Raw genomic sequence first — 19,775 nt, forward strand, 5'->3', positions numbered from 1 at the left:
TGCAAAAGGAGGTGGCATGAAAGAGGCCGCGCCCGTTGAGAGAACGGATCAGTGAGATGCAGGTAATGATCGAGGGACAGTCACACTTCCAGCCTTTCGGCTTATCCTGTTGGGGTTTCGCAGATCTCAACAAGGGAGTTGAAAGCATGACTGCCTCTTATGATTACCATATCGGCGTCGATTACCACAAATCCTACAGCCACCTGGTGGTCCAGGACAGTAGCGGCAAGACGCTGCGCTCCGGCCGGGTTAAGAACGATCGCCATTCGCTTGGCGGGTTCCTCGAACGCTACCGCGAGAACTCGCATGCGGTCATCGAGGCGACGCGCAACTGGATGGTGATGTATGATTGGCTCGACGACATTTGTGATGATGTCGTTCTCGCCCACCCGTTGAAGGTCAAGGCGATCGCCGACGCCAAGATCAAGACCGACAAGATCGATGCGACGGTACTGGCGCATCTGCTGCGGGCCGACCTGGTGCCGGAGGCTTGGGCACCCAGCGAAAAATCTCGGGAGCTTCGCGTCGCGCTGCGCGAACGGATGTTTTACGTAAGACTGCGCACGATGACCAAGAACCGGATCGTCACGGTGTTTGACCGGTATCCGGAGCAAACAGCCCAGCTGAAGAAACTCGGCGACCTGTTTGGCAAGGCCGACCGCATCCAGCTTGCCGAAGTGAACGTCTCGGACATTGACCGTGTCCAAATCGACCGCGGCCTCGCGTTCATCGGCGACATCAACGAGCGGATCAAGCAGTCGGAAACGACGATCCGGGTGATGACCAAGGCCAATGCCAATGTGAAGCTGTTGAAGACGATCCCCGGCATTGGCGAGTTCTTCGCCCGGCTGATCGATGCCGAGATCGACGACGTCAGCCGCTTCCGCAATGCCAGGAAGTTTGCTGCCTACGCCGGGCTTGTGCCATCGACCTATTCCTCCGGTGGCAAGACTTATCACGGCAAGATCATCAAGCAGGGCAACAAGTGGCTGCGCTGGGCCCTCGTCGAGGCGGTCGCGCCTGCCATCGCGAGCGATGCGCAGCTTCGCACCCAGTATGAACAATTGAAGATCAGAGGAACAAACAAGGCGCGGGTTGCCATCGCGCGCAAGCTTTTGACGATCGCCTTCCAGATTCTGCGTGACCAGCGCGCTTACGAGCCGCGCGGCATCACCACCACGGAAGGCGCGTCGACGATATCCCGGTTGTCCTGATGATTTGCTAGCGAGCCCGGCAACGCCGGACTGCGCTCTTAAAGGAGAATGGGAAACCGGGAGCCGAACGCCACTCTGTGACCGAAGCCAAGAAGGCATCAGGGTCACGAATTGGAGAACGGTTCGAGAACCGAAGGGCACCTTTGTCCTGCGGGAAAAAAGACTATGCCGATCGGCGCCAACGCCGGTCAAAACACAACCAGAACCCAAGGAAACGCCGCCAACGCTGGTGTTTTATCCCTTGTGTTCTTTCATTGGAGAAATCACATGGGACTTCTGGTCGATGGCAAGTGGCACGATGTCTGGTACGACACCGAGAGCACGAAAGGCCGTTTTGAACGTTCTAAATCGCAATTCCGCAACTGGGTAACGGCAGACGGCAGCGCCGGTCCGACGGGCGAAGGCGGCTTCAAGGCCGAGCCTGGGCGCTACCATCTCTACGTTTCATATGCCTGTCCGTGGGCGCATCGCACGCTGATCTTCCGTGCCCTGAAGGGACTTGAAGATGTCATCTCGGTATCGGTCGTGGACTACCTGATGGCGGACGAAGGCTGGACCTTCTACGGCACGACCGGCAGCACCGGCGATGCACTTTACGGTGCGAAGCGTTTGCATGAGATCTACACTCGTGCCGATCCAAATTATTCCGGCCGCGTCACGGTGCCGGTGCTCTGGGACAAAGAGCGACAGACAATCGTGTCCAACGAGTCAGCGGAAATCATCCGCATGCTCAACACTGCTTTCAACGATTTCGGTGACGCTTCGCTCGACCTTTACCCGGAAGCGTTGCGCGGTGAAATCGATGCCCTCAACGATTTCGTCTATCCCAATATCAACAACGGGGTTTATCGCGCCGGTTTCGCCACCACGCAGGAGGCCTATGAGGAAGCGTTCGGGCAATTGTTCGCGGCACTCGATTCGCTTGAGGATCGGCTTTCGCGCCAGCGTTATCTGACCGGCGACCGCATGACAGAAGCGGACTGGCGGCTGTTCACGACGCTCTTGCGTTTCGATCCGGTCTATGTTGGCCATTTCAAGTGCAATCTGCGCCGTATTGCCGATTACCCGAACCTTTGGAATTACACGCGTGAACTCTATCAGGTGCCGGGCGTGGCCTCGACCGTGAACATGGAGCATATCAAGGGCCACTATTATCGCAGCCACAAGAACATCAATCCGACGGGCATTGTGCCGCTCGGACCGGAGATCGACTTCTCTGCGCCGCATGACCGCGATCGGTTTTCGAAAGCCTGACCAGACGGGACTGCGTTTTTCCTGCAACACTATTGTTAGAACATCAGCACTCTCTCAAATCTCTTGCGCCCCTTTGATTTCGATCAATGGGGCGTTTCGTTGCGCGGTCCAGATTGCACACATCACTACCCCCCCCCAAGGCTAACAAGACTGACAAGACCGAACACGACTTAAGGAGAGAGAAGATGAACCGCTTCACGAGGGGATTGCTGGCCGCAACCGCGCTGACCTTTGCCGCGCCGGCAGCATTTGCTGCGGACGCCGTTGTAGCGCAGCCTGCATCTGAAATTCAGGCCATTCCGGAAGCCCTGTCGCCATGGCAGATCCGTGTGCGCGCACTCGGCGTCATCCCCCAGAATTCCGGCTATGTGAACGGCATTTCGGGTTCTGATCTCGACTATTCGAAGTCGATCACACCTGAACTCGACATCACCTATTACTTCACCGATAATTTCGCTGCCGAACTCATTCTCGGCACGACCTATGCCAATATCAATGGCGCCGGTTCAATCGACGGATTGGGCAAGATCGGCAAGGCATGGATTCTGCCTCCGACCCTCACCCTGCAATATCACTTCACCAATTTCGGTGCTTTCAAGCCTTATGTCGGCGCGGGCGTGAACTACACCATGTTCTACAATCAGGATGCGACCGGCGTTGAGTATCTCAAGGTCAAGAATGCATTCGGCGGTGCGCTGCAGATTGGCTTCGACTACATGCTCAACGAGCATTGGGGCGTGAACTTCGACGTCAAGAAGCTGTTCCTGGAGCCCAAGTTCGATGCCACCCTGATCGGCGGCACGGAAGTCAGCGGCAAGGCCAAGCTCAATCCATGGCTGATCGGTACGGGTGTTACCTACCGCTTCTAAAATTACGCATGTCACGGTGAAGGCGCAGCCAATGTGCCTTCACCAAAGCGGAAGCGGTTCCAGATCGTGAAGCGCTTCCTGCAGACGCCGCTTGGTTGACGGCGTCGTCCCTTCCGGCAAATCGTCCAGAGGAAAGAAACCGCATTCTGCGATTTCCCGGTCCGGCAAACGCGGGGCCGTCTGTTCGAATTTCCGGCATACATAAAGCGCCACGTGGTCGCGCGGCGACGCATGCGCATTCTTGTAAAGCGCAAAAAGCTGCGGTGGGCCTTTCAGAACGATGTTGGCCTCCTCGCGCAGTTCCTTTTCCAGCGCCTGCCCGAAGGTCTCGCCGCGTTCGACGCCTCCGCCCGGCAGTTGCCATCCGGGCACATAGGTATGCTTCACAAGAAAAACGGAATTCTTCTTTTCATCGAAGACAATAGCCCTGACGCCCAGCGTCATCGGACGTCGCATTAGAAAATAAGCATGAAATATGAAATGACGAAAGCGCATACCGTCTCTCCGCGAGGCAATATACCTCTATCCAAAACAGCAATGACATCAACAAAAAGTCGCTAAACAGGTTTCGGTTTCACGCATTATCCAGTAAATGGGCCTTATGTTTCGTCTCGCCCATATCTCCGATATACACCTTTCGCCTCTGCCGCGCGTGCGATATCGCGAATTGGCATCGAAGCGTATCACCGGCTATATCAACTGGCTGCGCAATCGCAAAAACGCGATGCACGGAACCGTGCTGGACACTCTCATTGATGATATGCAGGCGCAAACGCCGGATCATATCGCGGTGACGGGCGATCTCGTCAATCTGGCTCTCAATCTCGAAATCGATATTGCCCACGACTGGTTGTCCAAACTGGGTAGTCCGGACGATGTATCGGTCGTTCCCGGCAATCATGATGCCTATGTTCCGGGTGCGCTCGACAAGTCGTGCCGGAAGTGGGAACCGTGGATGCGTGGCGACGGCATCGACAACAAAGACAATCGCCCGCAATTTCCCTATATGCGCGTACGCGGACCCGTTGCGCTGATCGGCGTTTCGTCAGCGCGTGCGACGGCCCCCTTCATGGCGAGCGGCGACTTCCGGTCTGAACAAGGAAAACGTCTGGCCGCAATGCTGGATGAAGCTGGCGCTCGTGGGCTCTTCCGTATTGTGATGATCCATCATCCGCCGATCTATGGTGCAACGCCTGCCCATAAACGCCTCTATGGTATTCGCCGTTTCCAGAAGATCATACGCAAACACGGTGCAGAGCTGGTTCTTCACGGCCATACGCATCTTATCACGCATTACGAGATCGACGGGCCGAACGGCAAGATTCCCGTTATCAGCGTGCCGTCTGCAAGCCAGAATTTCGGCGGCCATAAACCGGCTGCCCGCTATAATATATTCAGTATCGATAAGCGGTCTGACGGCAGCTGGTCATGCCTCATGGAAGAGCACGGCGTTTCCGATGCCAGCGAGAAAATAACCAAGCTCAACGAGCGCGTGCTTTATTAATTCCAAAACAAAAACGGCGCCGAAGCGCCGTTTCTTGTCCGATTTTGGCTGATTCCCTAAAGTTGACGCAGTTTTCGCCGGGAACGGCAGCTCCAACTGATTTCTAAGAATTGCGGAACGTGATGTTGCACCCCTTCTGTCCTGCAGCTCGTTCCAGAGCCTGCATCTCGCCCTTTAGACGAGCAACTTCGGCAGCCTTGACACCATTTCCCTCATTGAACAGCAATACTGGCCAGAACAACACCAGGCCGACGCCTGTTTTGATTGCATCATTTTTTGCTGCCGAGTTTTGACGCCCAACCGCCGTCGCCGCGCTGGCAGAAAGACGAACACCTTCTTCTTTGAGAGCACGACAGGAAAGAGAACCATAAGCCGCTGATGATGCGTAACTTGGTTCAATTTTATTTGCCTGCGACGCACATCCGGAAATAACGGTTAAAGAAACAAAACATAGTAAAAAACGATTCATTGAACACCAATTAGTTTTAAATAATACACTAATCGATCTAAATGAAACGTTATCACATTTCAAAGGCTAATAATTGGAGGCTATTTTCGTGAACCGCCTCAACAATTGATAATTACCACAAGATAGGAAAAAGGCGGCACGATGTGCCGCCTTTCACTAGCGTTATGCTATTGAAACTACTTACCAATCACCCGGTTGGCAGCCGAGATAATAGCTTCCAGCGAAGCGCTGACGATATTGTCGTTGATACCGGCTCCGAACAACTTGCCGCCCGGATGAGCCATTTCGACATAGGAGATGGCCGAAGCATCCGAACCTTGCTGTAGCGAATGTTCGGAATAGTCAACGACCGACATCTTCACGCCGAGATATTTCGACAGCGCGTCGACAAAGCCGTCAATCGGTCCCGTTCCCTTGCCCTCGATATTCTTGGTCACGCCGTTATCGGTGATTTCGGCGGTCAGGATACGACGGCCCTTCTGTTCCGGATCGGGCATGGTGTGATGATCGACGAACTTGATGCGGGCATTGGGCTGCGTCACATAGAGCTGCTGGAACGCCTCGTGAATGCGCTTCGACGGCAGTTCCTTGCCTTCTTCATCGGTAATGTTCTGGATGATCTCGCGGAACTCGACCTGCAGGTTGCGCGGCAGGTTCAAGCCATAATCCGCCTGCAGGATATAGGCGATACCGCCCTTGCCCGACTGCGAATTGATGCGAATGATCGCTTCATAGGAACGGCCCACATCCTGCGGGTCGATCGGCAGATAGGGCACTTCCCAGATCGGCGAATTGGCCGAACGGCGCGCCTTCATGCCCTTGTTGATCGCATCCTGATGCGAGCCGGAGAAAGCCGTATAGACCAGCTCGCCGACATAAGGATGACGCTCGGCAATCTTCAACTGGTTCGAATATTCATAGACTTCCTTCATCCGGTTGATGTCGGTGCAGTCCAGCTCAGGGTCCACACCCTGCGTATACATGTTGAGCGCCAGCGTCACCACATCGACATTGCCGGTGCGTTCGCCATTGCCGAACAACGTGCCTTCAACGCGGTCGGCACCAGCCATCAAGCCCAGTTCGGTTGCAGCAATGCCCGTGCCACGGTCATTATGCGGGTGCAGCGAGACAATCAGGTTCTCACGATTGTCGAGGTTGCGGCACATCCATTCGATCTGGTCGGCATAGATGTTCGGCGTGTTCATCTCGACGGTCGAAGGCAGGTTGACGATCAGCTTGTTGTCTGCGGTCGGCTTCACGATCTCGATGACCGCATTGCAGATTTCCAGCGCCACATCCAGCTCAGTGCCGGTAAAGCTTTCGGGCGAATACTGGAAGCGATAACCGCCCCCCGCTTTCGCAGCCATATCCATGATCATCTTTGCAGCGTCGGTCGCGATCTGCTTGATACCGCCAACATCCTTGGCGAAGACCACGCGGCGCTGCAATTCACTGGTGGAATTGTAGAAATGGATGATGGGGGTCTTCGCCCCTTCAAGCGCTTCGAAAGTGCGCGTGATCAGTTCTGGGCGGCACTGGACCAGAACCTGCAAATCCACTTCGTCGGGAACATTGCCCTGTTCGATGGCCCAGCGGCAGAAATCGAAATCCGTCTGCGAAGCAGACGGAAAACCGATTTCGATTTCCGGGAAACCCATATCGACCAGCAGGCGGAACATGCGCTCCTTGCGGTCATGGCCCATGGGGTCGATCAAGGCCTGATTGCCATCACGCAGATCGACCGAACACCAGATCGGTGCCTTTTCGATACGCTTGGACGGCCAGGTGCGGTCATCGAGCTGCGGAACCGGGAAAGGCGAATATTTGCTGCCTGCAGTAGGCATGCCTTTGCGCTCGGAAATGGATTTCGATTGCGGCGTGGCGACGGACTGATTCATTTTCGTTTCCTCCCGGCTTTCGACGGCATTCAAGCCCGTCAAGCGCGGATACTACTGATCGATTATAAGGGTTTTCTGGAAAGGAGCACAGGCCTGCGACCGGAGATCGACCGCCGGACGCTCCTTTCAGCGAGCCCGGCGATCGCCGCTAAGGCCGAGGGTAAGAAGCGAGTTTAGAACGCAAACATCAACGCGCGCGCCGAAGGCAGCTGCGGAATGTTCCAAGGATGTTGCGTTTCTGATCGTCATGGAAAAGCTTTTACACGCGCGATTTGTACTGTGCAAGACAGTATTTCATTCAGGCGAAGGGCACCGCGCTGGTTCCCGGCGGCAGCTTGGCCTCATCCTCCGGCTCGACGTGGATCACCACGCGCGCGCTGTCGATCTGCTTCTTCAGGGCATCTTCGATACGGTCGCAAATCACATGGGCATCGCCGACGCTCATTTCCGCCGCAACGACCAGATGAAACTCGATGAAGGTGACACGGCCAGCGATACGGGTCTTCAGGTCATGAACTTCGATAGCGCCGCCCGCATTGGCCGAAATCACATCGCGAATGCGCATTTCCTCGGTCGGCTCGACGCCGATATCCATCAATCCCTGCACCGAGGAATTGATGACATGCCAGCCCTGCCAGAGAATGTTGATTGCCACCAGAATAGCAAGCAGCGGATCGAGTATGGCCCAACCGGTCACGACCGCACCGACAAGACCGACCAGAACGCCCACGGAGGTGAACACATCGGTCATGATGTGCTTGCCATCGGCTTCCAGCGCAGGTGAGCGGAACTTGCGACCAGTGCGAATCAACAATGATGCCCACAAGCCGTTTATGACTGCGGCTACCGTGTTGATGCCAAGGCCAAGCCAGGGTTCATCGAGCGTTCGCGGTGATTGAAGCGCAAACCAGGCTTCGCGGAAGATCAAAAGTGCGGCGACCGTAATCAGAACGCCTTCCACAACAGCCGAAATATACTCAGCCTTGTGATGACCGAAGGGATGATTGTCATCGGCTGGCAGATAGCTGACACGAATGGCCCACCAAGCGCCGATTGCCGCGATCACATTGACGATGGATTCCAGCGCGTCCGAATAAAGGGCCACGGAACCGGTCAATGCATAGGCCAGATATTTCAGACCCATCACACCAAAAGCAACGGGAATAGACCAAGCGGCAAGCCGCCGAACCTTTGCACTCGCGTCCATGATGAACCTTTGAATATCGTTATCTTGTCCCGAAACCGAGACGGGCCTACGCACAGCCCTTCACTCATTTGCTAGAGCGCGATTCGATCTGATTGAATCAGATCGGCGCTCTACGTGTTTGTTTTGAACCGCGCATCTGATCCGAAAACCGTTTCACACTTTTCGGGATACGCTCCAGCGCGCGGGACACATCCACAACGCATCTGGCATATGCAGCAGCAATTCACCGCCGTTCTATACCCCAGAAAAGCGAAACTTCGTACCCCTGTTTTTTCAGTTACGGCATTTAATTTTCTCCTGCAAATGCAAGGCATTACAGTTGCAAATGAGTTGCCAAAGCAGGCAATGGGCAAGCATAGCAAGCGCACAAAAAAGCCAACCGCAGCGATGGCTGCGGCTGGCTCGAAATCGGAACGAAAAGCGTTCGATCAGTAGTTGGTACGGCGCGCCTTGTTCTTGCCCGCCAGATGCGTCACCACATTCTCGATCATGCGCATTCCGGCATTATGACCAAGGGTCATGATGGATTCCGGATGGAACTGAACGGCGGCAACCGGTTCCTCCTTGTGCTCGAAAGCCATGATGACACCGTCTTCCGTTTCCGCTGTGACCAGGAAATCGTCCGGCAGACGTTCCGGATCGGCGAAGATCGAATGATAGCGCCCGACCGTCACTTCTTTTGGCAGGCCCGAGAATATCCGCTCCGGCTTCGACACGCGAATGCGCGACGGCTTGCCGTGCATCGGAATACGCAACTGGCGCAGCGTACCGCCATAGGCTTCTGCCAGTGCCTGCAATCCAAGGCAGACACCGAAGATCGGCAGTTCCCGCTTGCGCGCCTTGTCGATGGTCGCCTTGCAATCGAAATCCTGCGGCGTGCCCGGTCCGGGTGACAGAACCACGAGGTCAGGCTTGACCCTGTCGAACACATCTTCGGCAACAGGCGAACGCACCGTCGAGACCGTAGCGCCGGTCTGGCGGAAATAATTGGCGAGCGTGTGCACGAAGGAATCTTCATGATCAACCAGCAGGATCGATATCCCCTCACCCACCTTTGCCGCCACGCGTTCTTCGGCAATTTGATTGCTCTTCTGTGCTTCACGCACAGCCGAGATCATCGCCGATGCTTTCAATTCGGTTTCGGCTTCTTCCTCTTCCGGATTGGAATCGAACAGAAGCGTTGCACCAGCCCGAATTTCGGCCACGCCATCCTTCACGCGGATGGTGCGCAGCGTCAGGCCGGTGTTCATGTCTCCATTGAAGTGCATCATGCCGATGGCGCCGCCATACCATGCACGCGGGCTACGTTCGTTTTCCTCGAGGAAACGCATCGCCCACAGCTTCGGTGCGCCGGTCACGGTCACAGCCCATGCATGGCTGAGGAACCCGTCGAAAGCATCCATGCCGTCGCGAAGCCGCCCTTCAATATGATCGACCGTATGGATCAGGCGCGAATACATCTCGATCTGACGGCGACCGATGACGCGTACAGAACCCGGCTCGCAGACACGGCTCTTGTCGTTGCGGTCCACGTCCGAGCACATCGTCAGCTCGGATTCATCCTTCTTGGAATTCAGCAGTTTCAGAATCTGTTCCGAATCCGAAATCGCATCTTCGCCGCGCTTGATCGTGCCGGAGATGGGGCAGGTTTCGATACGCCGTCCGTTGACCCGCACAAACATTTCCGGCGATGCGCCGACCAGATATTCGTTGTCACCCAGATTGATGAAGAACGAATAGGGCGACGGATTAATCGTCTTCAACCGGCGGAAGATTTCCGATGGCGCGGTATGGCAGCGCTCATAGAAGGTCTGGCCCGGGACCACTTCAAAGAGGTCGCCGCGCTTGAAGCTTTCCTTGGCGCGCTCTACGAGTTTCGCATATTCGCCCGGATTGTGATCGCCGCGCGCAAGCTTGGCTTCCGATGGTTTGAAGGCCTGTGCAGGCGTTGCCCGTGCGAGACCATGCGTGGATGAGCCACCGCAGGCGAATTCATAACGATCCACCCAGGCACGCGCCGCATAGTGATCGGCCACGAAGATTTCATCAGGAATGAACAGCACCAGATCGCGCTGATCGTCGGGACGCTTCAGCTTGTACTGAACGGGATCGAACTGGAACGCCAGATCGTAACCGAAGGCACCGTAGAGGCCGAGATTGGCGTCTTCCTCAGAGAAGAACAGACCGACAATGGCGCGCAGAACGGTGAAGACCGAAGGCATACGCGAGCGCTCTTCCTCGGTGAAGGTTCCGCTCGGCTCGGCAATGGTCAGCTCAATGCGGTTTTCTTCGGCCTTGTCGACCGCCACCTCGGCAAGCGCCTTCACTGTGTCCAGGATAGGCCGCAGAAGAATGACGCCGCGGGCATTCAGCGCTTCGATGCGCATGGTGCGGGCGCGCGAGGTGATGACCACCGGAGGATCGACGATAGCCGTGTCCCATCGCGTATAGCGGCCCGGATATTCGTAGTTCGACGAAAACACCGCACCACGCCGTTCGTTCAGCGCATCGATATAGGTCTCGATCGCGCCCTTATAGGCAGTGAGGTGACGCACGCGCTCGACGACGATGCCGCCTGCCGTCTCGTGCTGGAATATCTCGCTATCCGCAATCTTCGCATTCATGATCGGCTATCCCAAATCTCAACTGTTTCCGAATATTTCCAGAACCCGGTTTCCCCGCCAGTCTTATTCAAACAGCCAAACAAAAAGGCCGCCCGGATAATCCCAGCGGCCTGTTTTCTAAACGCAAATGCACAAACGCCTGCGTGGCCGCTTTTAGCGGGCCCACCACCAACCGTTGATGACGATATTGCGCGAAATGTTCATGGACGTACTGTTAGCGTTCAATGTGTTCGCTTGCAACCGGAAAATTCAGCCACCCAAATGTGCCACGCAGGCCATCTTCGGGACAAAGTTCCACAGGTCTCGCAAAAGAAAATCCGGACAGTTTGGGGCTGTCCGGATTTCCTCAGAACCGGGATAAACGAAACGGAAGGAATGGGACGATTCCTCCAGTTTCAAACACCCCTTACCCCATGCCAAAATTTACAGGTGCAATATAACTTTCAGTATGCGCACTATCCTTATCACAGGTTGCGCATAATTTACAACCTGTGATTGTTATTTGCATATATGCTTACGTTTAAGCCGAATTCATCCGAGTAGTTCAAAAATTTGTAGGACCACCCAACAAGTTTCATCTTGCGTCGGGGACCGATTTCGGATTGATTTCCGTGGCAACTCAAACACATATGCAAAAATCAAGAACAGAGCCGTCACACATAAGCGGCCATTGGGGACAACTGATGAAGAATCTCGATGCGATGGACAGGAGTATTTTGCGCGCCCTTCAGGAGAACGGGCGTCTGACCAATACCGAACTGGCCGATCGCATAAATCTCTCGCAGACGGCAACTGCCGAACGCGTCAAACGACTGACCCGCGAAGGGTATATTCTCGGCTATTCGGCACGGCTTTCACCCAAGATGCTCGACCGGGCCATGCTGGTCTTTATCGAGATCAAGCTTGATCGCACCACGCCGGAAGTCTTTGAAACCTTCTCGACCTTCACCCGCAACAATCCCGACATTCTGGAATGCCACATGGTTGCGGGCGGCTTCGATTATCTCGTCAAAGCCCGTGTATCCGACATGGATCACTATCGGCGTTTCCTTTCGGAGGCGCTTCTTTCTCTGCCCGGCGTGCGGGAATCGCACACTTACGCCGTGATGGAGGAAGTGAAGGAAACCGCCTATATCGCCGTCTGAACCGGCGACAAGCCCTTCCTGAAGACATCGTTGCTGTCAGCAGAATGGCAGCAACGAACTCCCTACTTTTCACTTCCAACTTGCTATCGCTTATTTACGGGTATATACCCGCAATATGTCACATCCGTGTTTTTGTATCCTTCTGCGCCAGGCAGCCCGCAAGACATCGAGCGTCTATGACAACGCTCTGGCGCCGCTTGGCATCAATGTCGCGCAGTTCAGTACGTTGCGAAAAATCCGTCGTGCGGGTTCCATCTCGCTGACCGAGCTTGCACATCTGTCCGAGCTGGATCGGTCGACCATGGGCCGCAATGCGAAGGTTCTGCAGCGCATGGGGCTGATCGAGCCTGCGGCCAGCGACGACCATCGCGAGACCAGCGTAACGCTGACGGCAGACGGTCGCGATCTTGTGGAACGCGGCGGCCCGCTCTGGGATCAGGCGCAGGAAGAAATCGAAGCCAGGCTGGGAGAGGATGGCGTGGAACAGCTGGAAAGCCTGTTACGCAGCCTCGATTGACCGAAGACCGGTTGTCCCTTGACTGAAAACAATGACCTGAAGCCACACGCCCGTTATGGAGCGAACGGTTTCGCCATCAAACGTATGACTGGCCAAAAGCCAGCTTGAAACCAGCTTGAACCCGAAAGCGCCAAAGATGATTTCTGCCCGCCTTGCCAGCTTTCTCGCCCAGAGGAACATCCATTACGGATGGGTCGTCGCCGCCATCACCTTCCTGACCATGCTGGCGACAGCAGCTGCCATGGGGTCTGCGGGTATCCTGATCGAACCGCTCCAGCGTGAATTCGGCTGGACGAATGCGAATATCTCGTTCGCAATGGCGCTTCGCCTCGTTCTTTTCGGCCTGATGGGGCCGTTTGCGGCAGCCTTCATGAACCAGTTCGGCCTGCGCCGCGTGGTTGCAGCCGCTCTCGTCATGATTTCACTGGGGCTTGTCGGTTCCATTTTCATGACTGAGGAATGGCAGATGGTTGCGCTCTGGGGCGTGGTCATCGGCCTTGGCACCGGCATGACGGCGCTCGTGCTCGGTGCAACCGTTGCAGCACGCTGGTTCGAAAAGCGGCGCGGTCTGGTCGTCGGCCTGATGACAGCCAGTAATGCCACCGGCCAGCTCGTCTTCATGCCGATCCTTGCCAGTGTCAGCCAGACCATCGGCTGGCGAACGTCGCTCACCATCGTCGTCTGCTTCCTTGTTGCCGCGCTTGTGCTGGTTCTCGCTTTGATGCGTGACCATCCGGCGGATATCGGCTTGAAGCCTTACGGTCGCACGGCACCGCTCCCGGCACCCGGACCCAGAATGAGCTTCGGCACCATGCTGGCCTCACCCCTCGTCACGTTGCGCGAAGCGTCTTCAACGGCAACTTTCTGGGTCCTGTTCCTGACCTTCTTCGTTTGCGGCTTTTCCACAAACGGCCTGATCCAGACGCACTGGATCACACTTTGCGGTGATTTCGGAATTGCGCCGGTCGGTGCGGCTGGCATCCTTGCCGTGATCGGCGCATTCGACCTGATCGGAACGATCATGTCCGGCTGGCTTTCCGACCGGTTCGACAATCGCTGGCTTCTGTTCTGGTTCTATGCGCTGCGCGGTCTCTCGCTGATCTATCTGACCTTCACCGACTTCACCGTCTACGAACTGGCATTGTTCGCCGTCTTTTACGGGCTGGACTGGGTGGCGACCGTGCCGCCAACCGTCAAGCTCGCCGCCGAGCGTTTCGGCCCGGAAAAGGCCGGGCTGGTTTTCGGCTGGGTGTTCACCGGCCATCAGATCGGTGCCGCAGCCGCAGCCGCTTTCGCCGGGCTCGTGCGTACCGACTATGACAGCTACACCCCTGCCCTGATCCTCGCCGGTGCCATGTGTTTTGCCGCTGCGGCCATGGTGTTCATCATCAACCGTCCTGCTGCAAGGCCAGTCCTGCAGGCTTCATGATGCCATACGCTTCCTGCCCTTCCTGTTCAGTGCCAGCACGCCGAGACTGATCAGGAAGGCGGCGAGCGTGTCGGTCCAACCGGGCACCTCGCCCAGAAGAACAAGCGCCAGAACCAGAGTGACGACAGGGATCAGTGCTGATAGCGCTGCCCCTGCCGCCGTTCCCAGCAGCACAACGGCACGGTTGAAGGCAAAGACGCCAAAGGCCGAAGTAAGTACGCCCTGATAGAAACCCTGCAGGGCAATATCACCCCAGGATGTCGCGCCAAGCCCCTTGGGCAGGAAGAGCATATAGATCGGCAGATAGACAATTGCCGAGGTGACGGCCGCGATAGCGGTCGCATGCAGCCCGTCCATTCCCTTTCTGCGAAACACCATGACATAAATCGCCCACACGAGTGCCGCGACGAGAAAGAAAAAGTGCCCGAGCATTTCCGGTCCGCCCAGTTGCGACAGACCGGCGATCAGCATGGCGCCGATCAGGATCAGCACGACCCCGGACCAGCGCGACGGCGCAAGACGTTCCTTGAGAAGCGCCATGCCCAGAACGGCAACCATTGCTGTCATCAGCCCCGGAATGAGTGCTGCTGCATGGGATGCCGGAGCATATTGCAGACCACAGGTGGTCAGCAGCGCATAGGGAACACCTGCTCCGGAAACCAGAAGCACAAAGCCGAGCGGACCGAGCTTGCGAAAGCCGAACCCTTTCATCAGAACCACCGGCAACAGCACCAGCCCCGCCACGCCGAAACGCAACGCAATGATGTCGAAAGGCGTCAGTGCGGTCTTGAACCCGAAACGGGTCAGGACGAACGAACCGGACCACACGAGAACCCCGGACAGCCCCCAGGCCAGACCGCGTATGGTATCGGAAGTCGGGCTTGTCGGGGTGGTTTCGGTAATTGCCGTCATGGTCACTCGCTGCAGGATGAGGGAAGAGCGCAGACTATTGCATCCCTGATATGCGCGAGCGTCACGGATAAGCGAGATATGAGATATTAGAGTTTCTTATGCCGCTCTGCTTCTGGCGTCCTGCGCCACGTCGCAGAACCGTTCGACCAGATGCCGGACCGGACTGTCGGCCCGAAAAACAATATAGACGGTGCGAAACGTCGGCGGATTGAGGCGGCGCGCCCGCAATCCATGCAGATCGGCCCCCGGCAGACTGATTTCTGACAGAAGCGTCGTGCCGATGCCATGGCGCACCATTTCCAGCACCGTGGCAACGTCGCGGGTGCGCACCTGCTCGCTGCGCATTTCGCCATCGCCATGAATGATCCTGTCGATAATCATTTCGCAGCCTGCTGCGGCGATCAACTGGCGATCCCGCAGGTCCCCGGCAGTGATTGTGTCGTTGCTCATGAAGGGGTCATCACGCCGTCCCACCACGACAAGTTCTTCACGGCCAACTTCCCGTGCTTCAAGCTCGGGCGTCGGCAGCGATGTAATGCCGAGATCGGCAATACCATCGCGCACCCATAGACTCACATCGTCGTGCCCGCCCTCGAAAGCGCTGAATTCAATGCCGGGATAAAGCCGCTGAAACGTCTTTCGCAGACCGGGCAGAACATATTCAAGCTGACTTGGAATTGCCGCGACGCGCAGCCGTTCGGGCGCGCTGGAAGCACTGCACCGTGCCTGCAGTTCTATCCGGTCGACTGCCGCGAGGGCGGCCTTGGTATCGGCAAGGATCGATTGCCCGAACGCCGTCAGGACGGCTCCATCGCGCTTTCGCGCCAGCACGTCGACCCCGAGGATTTTTTCCAATGTCGCAATCGCCTGACTGGCTCCCGATTGCGTGAGCCGCAAGCGCCGCGCAGCAGCACCGACACTGCCGGTTTCCGCGACAACTTCAAGCAAACGTAACTGGACCAGACTGATCTTCATCGCTTTGGTTCCGGGCTTTGGTTCCAGCTCAATCTTTCAATAATGCATCGTTCCAGTCGGCGCGACGTGCCCAACGGAACAGATCGCCGTCGCGCTTGGTCAGAAGGCGTTCTTCCGCCCTGCCGTCATCCTTGCAGAGCTTAACCGAAACTTTGCCGCCGCCAACCCGTGTCGGCGCGATAACCCGCACTTCCACTTCATCGACCGTCTCGCGCACCGCAGCAAGATAGATGAACTTCTCATTCTCCCACGGCACTTCGGCTTCCTTGGTCAGACGATGAATACGCGAGCGCGCAACGCGGCGCGAAAAATGGCACCAATCAGGGGTGACCAGCGGGCAATCGAGCTGGTGCGGACAAGGCGCTGCAATGTTTGCGCCTTCCGCAATAAGCGCCCGGCGTGCATCGAGAATGCGCTGCCAGCCTGCCGGTGTGCCGGGTTCCACGATCACCAGCATTTGCCGTGCCGACGCCCACAAGCGCTCAATCAGTGCCTGCCGCTTTTCAGGAGCAAGCTCGTCAAGCACATAGGCAATGGTCACGAGATCGGCTTGCGGAAAATCAAGTTTCTCCCGAACTACATCCCCTGCCCGCCAGTCGAGGTCGGAAAATCCGCAATTTTGCGAAAGATCGCTGCCCACAGCTCTGATCGCAGGGCTTGCCTCGATCATCGTTGCCGAATGAAGCATGGGCCAGCATTGCTTTGCCGCCCAAAGGGCGGTTCCCGGTCCTGCACCCACATCGAGCATGGATTGCGGCGCGAAATCGGGACAAACCTCTGCTGCACTGTCCATACTGGCGCGAACCGCCGCATAGGTCGCAGGCAAACGTGCTGCCAGATAGGCCTTCGCGGCAAGATCATCGGAAATATGCATGCGTCCGTCCCGCGTCTCGGCGCGGTAACGGCGTGAAAGCATTTCAGATGCGCGCTTCAGATCGGCCAATGCCACGCCCTCAAGCGCAGCATCCACCGCCTGTCGCAATGAAGCTGGCAGTTCCATTGCCGGTCAGCGCTCCAGAACCTGTTTCACATCGACCAGATTCGAACGGACACGCAGAATGTAGAAGCCCATCGTAGTCAGATGCGACGGCGTGAACCATGCATCCGGACTACCGTTGGAAACGATGAAAGGCTGCATGTCGAGCGCGGCACGCATCTGCTTTTCCATCTCGTCCCACACACCGTCGAGGTGCTTCTCGGCCAGAACGCCGCGGAAATCCGAATGTGCGGCGCGCAGCAGGCCGTAATAGGCATAGAGCTGACCATAGGCGAACCAGAAACGGTCATCTGCACGCGTATCGAACCAGCCGGCGTGGTAATTCTCGGCACGGTCCTTGAGGATGGCCGAAGTCGAACCGAGGTCGCTTGCGATACGGTCGACAAACTGGATCAGATTGTCGGCGCGGGCATCGAAGGTAGCCTGACAGTTTTCAAGCCGTCCGTTGAAGGAGCGCAGATCCTTGATCGCCGAACGGTAATAGCTCGGCGTCGGCGTCTTCGGGCCGAACGGGCTCAGGCCGAAATACCAGGAATCTTCGGCAAACTGCAGATTACCTCGCGCCTTTTGCAGATCGCCGTCGATCTGCGACGTGCCGCGCAGACGGCCGATATTGTCGACGAGTTCAATCGCGGTACGGCGTACCGCTGCATTAATGCCGCGCTGGAACGACGCCTTGTTGTCGAGGAATGGCGTGCGATCCCAGTCCAGCCCGAAAAGACCGGTCTTGTAGAGCAGCATGGATGAAATCCACGCGTTCTGGTTCACGTTGAAATCGGTGAGATCAGCGGCAACTTCCGCTATCGCCGAGCGTGAGCATTTGCGAGCCGAAGACGGGATTTGTGCCGCCTGAACCGACTGATTCGCGGGAGCCGCATCGCCAGTCTGATTGGTTTCAGGCGTGGCAGCAGGCTGTTCCACGGGTGCTGCGGTGGACGGCGCTTCAGCCGGTGCGGCCTGCGCCTTTACCTCTTCGCCGGGCGTGGTCGCATCCTGATAGCTGTACTTGGCCGGATAGTCGGGATCGAAATTCGTCCATACCTGAGTCTGCCAGATGAAATAGACGTAAAGACCGCCAAGACCGATCACGACGACCGCAACCGCAACTTTCCACAAAATTCCGAGCCGCAGGAAAAGCCGCCACAAACCGCCGAGCGGAATGGCAATCAGGCGAGCAAGCGCGGCGATGAAACGGCCCAGGAAGGAAAAAACGCCCTTTACTGCATTCCACACTGTAAAAAATCCTTCCTTTTGCCCGAAAATCCGGGCTTTCCATCGCTTCTGCATCGCCCATGGACCTATGCATTACAAGTCCCGTTCGCAAGCAGCCAAACCTGAAAAGGCTTCACGCTCTCAAATAGAGTGTGCTCATCTTTTCGACAACCTGGAACGGTCATCCAACTGATTTTATCCGTCATTTTCCGCTGACAGGGTTGAATCCCGAGGGCCGATCCGTAACATGGCGCCAACTCGCTTCGGCCAAATGCGTGGCAATCCAGCCCGTTTCCCCTTGGCCGACGGTTCCGGAAAATGATGAGTGACAGCAGTTTCAAGTCAGGTGCGAAACGGTTTTCCGCCGGAAACTGCGACCAACGTCGCAATCGAGAACATTTTCGCCGCTGTGGTACTTGAATGGCGCAATCTTTGGTGTTTGCTAAAGCTGGAACCGGAAAAACAATCAATCCGTCAAAACGGCCCGGTAAATGGAGAGAACAATGAAGTCCGTATCGACCTATATGCTTACGCTTGCCTTGGGTGGGCTTGCCACGGGAACGGCAATGCTAAGCGCGCCTGCAACCGGTTTCGCCGCCGAACCTGAAAGCTGCTCGACCGTCCGCTTCTCGGATGTCGGCTGGACTGACATCACTTCGACGACGGCGGTGGCGACAGAAATCCTGAAAGGTCTCGGCTACAAAACCGACATCAAGGTTCTCTCCGTGCCGGTGACCTATGCGTCACTGAGCAAAAAGGATATCGACGTCTTCCTCGGCTATTGGAACCCGTCCATGACCGCCGACCTCCAGCCTTATCTGGACAACAAGACCGTCGAGACACTGCGCACCAATCTGACCGGCGCGAAATACACGCTCGCCGTGCCGAAATACGCCTATGACGAAGGCCTCAAGGACTTCAAGGACATCGCCACGTTCAAGGATAAGCTCGGCGGCAAGATCTACGGCATCGAGCCGGGCAATGACGGCAATCGCCTGATCCTCGATATGATCGGCAAGGATGCCTTCGGCCTCAAGTCGTTCGAGCTGGCGGAATCGTCCGAACAGGGTATGCTGGCGCAGGTTGCGCGCAGCATCAAGAGCAAGGAACCAGTCGTGTTCCTGGCATGGGAACCGCACCCCATGAACAAGCGTTTCGAAATCGCGTATCTCACCGGTGGCGACGATTTCTTCGGCCCCAATCTCGGCGGCGCCAAGGTCGAAACCAACGTTCGCACCGGCTACACGCAGGAATGCCCGAATGTTGGCAAGTTCCTCACCAATCTGGAATTCAAGCTCGATATCGAAAACGACATCATGGGCAAGATTCTCGATGATGGCGAAGAGCCTTCGAAGGCTGCGACCAACTGGCTGAAAGCCAATCCGGGCGCTCTCGACCAGTGGCTCGCCGGTGTAACCACCGTCGACGGCAAGGAAGGCCTGCCAGCCGTAAAGGCGGCACTCGGTCTTTAATCCCGACATGCTGCCGGGCGGTGACAAACGCGGCCCGGCAGTTTCAAGGATGCCCGCACCCTTTCTCTTTGTTTTAC

The 19,775-nt window shown here is 56.6% G+C and carries 18 protein-coding genes; 9 read left to right on the forward strand and 9 right to left on the reverse strand.

The genetic code is table 11. The features are described from left to right. The first annotated feature begins 146 nt into the window (after nucleotides 1-146). The 3 genes from AAE521_RS14780 to AAE521_RS14790 all read left to right on the forward strand — a co-directional run bounded on the left by AAE521_RS14780 (nucleotide 147) and on the right by AAE521_RS14790 (nucleotide 3,337). Nucleotides 147-1,214: an IS110 family RNA-guided transposase gene (locus AAE521_RS14780; protein ID WP_342061714.1), complete on the forward strand. Its 1,068-nt coding sequence runs from the start codon at nucleotides 147-149 to the stop codon at nucleotides 1,212-1,214. Between the two features lie 267 nt (nucleotides 1,215-1,481). Further along, on the forward strand, nucleotides 1,482-2,468 hold the full coding sequence (locus AAE521_RS14785; protein ID WP_342061715.1) for a glutathione S-transferase family protein: 987 nt from the start codon (nucleotides 1,482-1,484) through the stop codon (nucleotides 2,466-2,468). Nucleotides 2,469-2,653: 185 nt separating this feature from the next. Next, on the forward strand, nucleotides 2,654-3,337 hold the full coding sequence (locus AAE521_RS14790) for an OmpW/AlkL family protein (protein WP_012091644.1): 684 nt from the start codon (nucleotides 2,654-2,656) through the stop codon (nucleotides 3,335-3,337). A gap of 39 nt (nucleotides 3,338-3,376) precedes the next feature. Here the strand turns inward: AAE521_RS14790 and AAE521_RS14795 are convergent, their stop codons facing one another. After that, on the reverse strand, nucleotides 3,377-3,832 hold the full coding sequence (locus AAE521_RS14795) for an NUDIX domain-containing protein (protein ID WP_342061716.1): 456 nt from the start codon (nucleotides 3,830-3,832) through the stop codon (nucleotides 3,377-3,379). Nucleotides 3,833-3,938: 106 nt separating this feature from the next. Between AAE521_RS14795 and AAE521_RS14800 the strand changes: the two genes are divergently transcribed. Next, nucleotides 3,939-4,841 carry a metallophosphoesterase family protein gene (locus AAE521_RS14800; RefSeq protein WP_342061717.1) on the forward strand — a complete coding sequence of 301 codons (903 nt, stop codon included), beginning with the start codon at nucleotides 3,939-3,941 and terminating at the stop codon, nucleotides 4,839-4,841. A 103-nt stretch (nucleotides 4,842-4,944) separates the two neighbouring features. Here the strand turns inward: AAE521_RS14800 and AAE521_RS14805 are convergent, their stop codons facing one another. The 3 genes from AAE521_RS14805 to AAE521_RS14815 all read right to left on the reverse strand — a co-directional run bounded on the left by AAE521_RS14805 (nucleotide 4,945) and on the right by AAE521_RS14815 (nucleotide 8,415). Then, nucleotides 4,945-5,310 carry a hypothetical protein gene (locus AAE521_RS14805; protein ID WP_342061718.1) on the reverse strand — a complete coding sequence of 122 codons (366 nt, stop codon included), beginning with the start codon at nucleotides 5,308-5,310 and terminating at the stop codon, nucleotides 4,945-4,947. Between the two features lie 176 nt (nucleotides 5,311-5,486). Continuing rightward, on the reverse strand, nucleotides 5,487-7,208 hold the full coding sequence (gene leuA / locus AAE521_RS14810) for a 2-isopropylmalate synthase (protein ID WP_342061719.1): 1,722 nt from the start codon (nucleotides 7,206-7,208) through the stop codon (nucleotides 5,487-5,489). Nucleotides 7,209-7,506: 298 nt separating this feature from the next. Continuing rightward, a complete protein-coding gene (locus AAE521_RS14815; RefSeq protein ID WP_010659582.1) occupies nucleotides 7,507-8,415 on the reverse strand; it encodes a cation diffusion facilitator family transporter in 909 nt (302 codons plus the stop codon). 114 nt (nucleotides 8,416-8,529) lie between these two features. Here AAE521_RS14815 and AAE521_RS14820 point away from each other — a divergent pair, with 114 nt between their 5' ends. After that, entirely contained in the window at nucleotides 8,530-8,850 is a 321-nt protein-coding gene (locus AAE521_RS14820; RefSeq protein ID WP_125300050.1) for a hypothetical protein, read from the forward strand. Here AAE521_RS14820 and AAE521_RS14825 read toward each other — a convergent pair. Then, nucleotides 8,844-11,039, reverse strand: a complete 2,196-nt coding sequence (locus AAE521_RS14825; RefSeq protein ID WP_342061720.1) for an anthranilate synthase component I — start codon at nucleotides 11,037-11,039, stop codon at nucleotides 8,844-8,846. The two genes, AAE521_RS14820 and AAE521_RS14825, sit on opposite strands and share 7 nt — an antisense overlap. A gap of 683 nt (nucleotides 11,040-11,722) precedes the next feature. Here AAE521_RS14825 and AAE521_RS14830 point away from each other — a divergent pair. The 3 genes from AAE521_RS14830 (at nucleotide 11,723) to AAE521_RS14840 (ending at nucleotide 14,130) form a co-directional block, all read left to right on the forward strand. Then, nucleotides 11,723-12,184, forward strand: a complete 462-nt coding sequence (locus tag AAE521_RS14830) for an Lrp/AsnC ligand binding domain-containing protein (protein ID WP_006472719.1) — start codon at nucleotides 11,723-11,725, stop codon at nucleotides 12,182-12,184. Between the two features lie 115 nt (nucleotides 12,185-12,299). Then, nucleotides 12,300-12,701, forward strand: coding sequence for a MarR family winged helix-turn-helix transcriptional regulator (locus tag AAE521_RS14835; protein ID WP_012091638.1), 402 nt, complete (start codon nucleotides 12,300-12,302; stop codon nucleotides 12,699-12,701). A gap of 136 nt (nucleotides 12,702-12,837) precedes the next feature. Then, nucleotides 12,838-14,130, forward strand: a complete 1,293-nt coding sequence (locus AAE521_RS14840; RefSeq protein ID WP_342061721.1) for an MFS transporter — start codon at nucleotides 12,838-12,840, stop codon at nucleotides 14,128-14,130. Here the strand turns inward: AAE521_RS14840 and AAE521_RS14845 are convergent. The 4 genes from AAE521_RS14845 to AAE521_RS14860 form a co-directional block, all read right to left on the reverse strand. After that, nucleotides 14,125-15,042 carry a DMT family transporter gene (locus AAE521_RS14845; RefSeq protein WP_342061722.1) on the reverse strand — a complete coding sequence of 306 codons (918 nt, stop codon included), beginning with the start codon at nucleotides 15,040-15,042 and terminating at the stop codon, nucleotides 14,125-14,127. The two genes, AAE521_RS14840 and AAE521_RS14845, sit on opposite strands and share 6 nt — an antisense overlap. A 96-nt stretch (nucleotides 15,043-15,138) precedes the next feature. Then, the gene (locus tag AAE521_RS14850) at nucleotides 15,139-16,017 is read right to left on the reverse strand and encodes a LysR family transcriptional regulator (RefSeq protein ID WP_342061723.1); all 879 of its coding nucleotides are present in this window, start codon (nucleotides 16,015-16,017) and stop codon (nucleotides 15,139-15,141) included. A gap of 28 nt (nucleotides 16,018-16,045) precedes the next feature. After that, nucleotides 16,046-17,017, reverse strand: coding sequence for a small ribosomal subunit Rsm22 family protein (locus AAE521_RS14855; protein ID WP_342061724.1), 972 nt, complete (start codon nucleotides 17,015-17,017; stop codon nucleotides 16,046-16,048). A 6-nt stretch (nucleotides 17,018-17,023) separates the two neighbouring features. Beyond that, nucleotides 17,024-18,301 (reverse strand): DUF2333 family protein, encoded by a 1,278-nt coding sequence (locus tag AAE521_RS14860; RefSeq protein WP_342061725.1) that lies wholly within the window; start codon nucleotides 18,299-18,301, stop codon nucleotides 17,024-17,026. 428 nt (nucleotides 18,302-18,729) lie between these two features. Here AAE521_RS14860 and AAE521_RS14865 point away from each other — a divergent pair, with 428 nt between their 5' ends. Beyond that, nucleotides 18,730-19,698 (forward strand): choline ABC transporter substrate-binding protein, encoded by a 969-nt coding sequence (locus AAE521_RS14865; protein ID WP_342061726.1) that lies wholly within the window; start codon nucleotides 18,730-18,732, stop codon nucleotides 19,696-19,698. Nucleotides 19,699-19,775: the final 77 nt, after the last annotated feature.

The sequence above is a fragment of the Brucella cytisi genome (assembly GCF_038433355.1).
GTDB lineage: Bacteria > Pseudomonadota > Alphaproteobacteria > Rhizobiales > Rhizobiaceae > Brucella > Brucella cytisi.

What these genes read in the sequence shown, in the direction of transcription:
- AAE521_RS14780 (WP_342061714.1), top strand. Translation starts at nt 147, where the DNA reads ATGACTGCCTCTTATGATTACCATATCGGCGTCGATTACCACAAATCC.
- AAE521_RS14785 (WP_342061715.1), top strand. Translation starts at nt 1,482, where the DNA reads ATGGGACTTCTGGTCGATGGCAAGTGGCACGATGTCTGGTACGACACC.
- AAE521_RS14790 (WP_012091644.1), top strand. Translation starts at nt 2,654, where the DNA reads ATGAACCGCTTCACGAGGGGATTGCTGGCCGCAACCGCGCTGACCTTT.
- AAE521_RS14795 (WP_342061716.1), bottom strand. Translation starts at nt 3,832, where the DNA reads ATGCGCTTTCGTCATTTCATATTTCATGCTTATTTTCTAATGCGACGT.
- AAE521_RS14800 (WP_342061717.1), top strand. Translation starts at nt 3,939, where the DNA reads ATGTTTCGTCTCGCCCATATCTCCGATATACACCTTTCGCCTCTGCCG.
- AAE521_RS14805 (WP_342061718.1), bottom strand. Translation starts at nt 5,310, where the DNA reads ATGAATCGTTTTTTACTATGTTTTGTTTCTTTAACCGTTATTTCCGGA.
- leuA (WP_342061719.1), bottom strand. Translation starts at nt 7,208, where the DNA reads ATGAATCAGTCCGTCGCCACGCCGCAATCGAAATCCATTTCCGAGCGC.
- AAE521_RS14815 (WP_010659582.1), bottom strand. Translation starts at nt 8,415, where the DNA reads ATGGACGCGAGTGCAAAGGTTCGGCGGCTTGCCGCTTGGTCTATTCCC.
- AAE521_RS14825 (WP_342061720.1), bottom strand. Translation starts at nt 11,039, where the DNA reads ATGAATGCGAAGATTGCGGATAGCGAGATATTCCAGCACGAGACGGCA.
- AAE521_RS14830 (WP_006472719.1), top strand. Translation starts at nt 11,723, where the DNA reads ATGAAGAATCTCGATGCGATGGACAGGAGTATTTTGCGCGCCCTTCAG.
- AAE521_RS14835 (WP_012091638.1), top strand. Translation starts at nt 12,300, where the DNA reads ATGTCACATCCGTGTTTTTGTATCCTTCTGCGCCAGGCAGCCCGCAAG.
- AAE521_RS14840 (WP_342061721.1), top strand. Translation starts at nt 12,838, where the DNA reads ATGATTTCTGCCCGCCTTGCCAGCTTTCTCGCCCAGAGGAACATCCAT.
- AAE521_RS14845 (WP_342061722.1), bottom strand. Translation starts at nt 15,042, where the DNA reads ATGACGGCAATTACCGAAACCACCCCGACAAGCCCGACTTCCGATACC.
- AAE521_RS14850 (WP_342061723.1), bottom strand. Translation starts at nt 16,017, where the DNA reads ATGAAGATCAGTCTGGTCCAGTTACGTTTGCTTGAAGTTGTCGCGGAA.
- AAE521_RS14855 (WP_342061724.1), bottom strand. Translation starts at nt 17,017, where the DNA reads ATGGAACTGCCAGCTTCATTGCGACAGGCGGTGGATGCTGCGCTTGAG.
- AAE521_RS14860 (WP_342061725.1), bottom strand. Translation starts at nt 18,301, where the DNA reads ATGCAGAAGCGATGGAAAGCCCGGATTTTCGGGCAAAAGGAAGGATTT.
- AAE521_RS14865 (WP_342061726.1), top strand. Translation starts at nt 18,730, where the DNA reads ATGAAGTCCGTATCGACCTATATGCTTACGCTTGCCTTGGGTGGGCTT.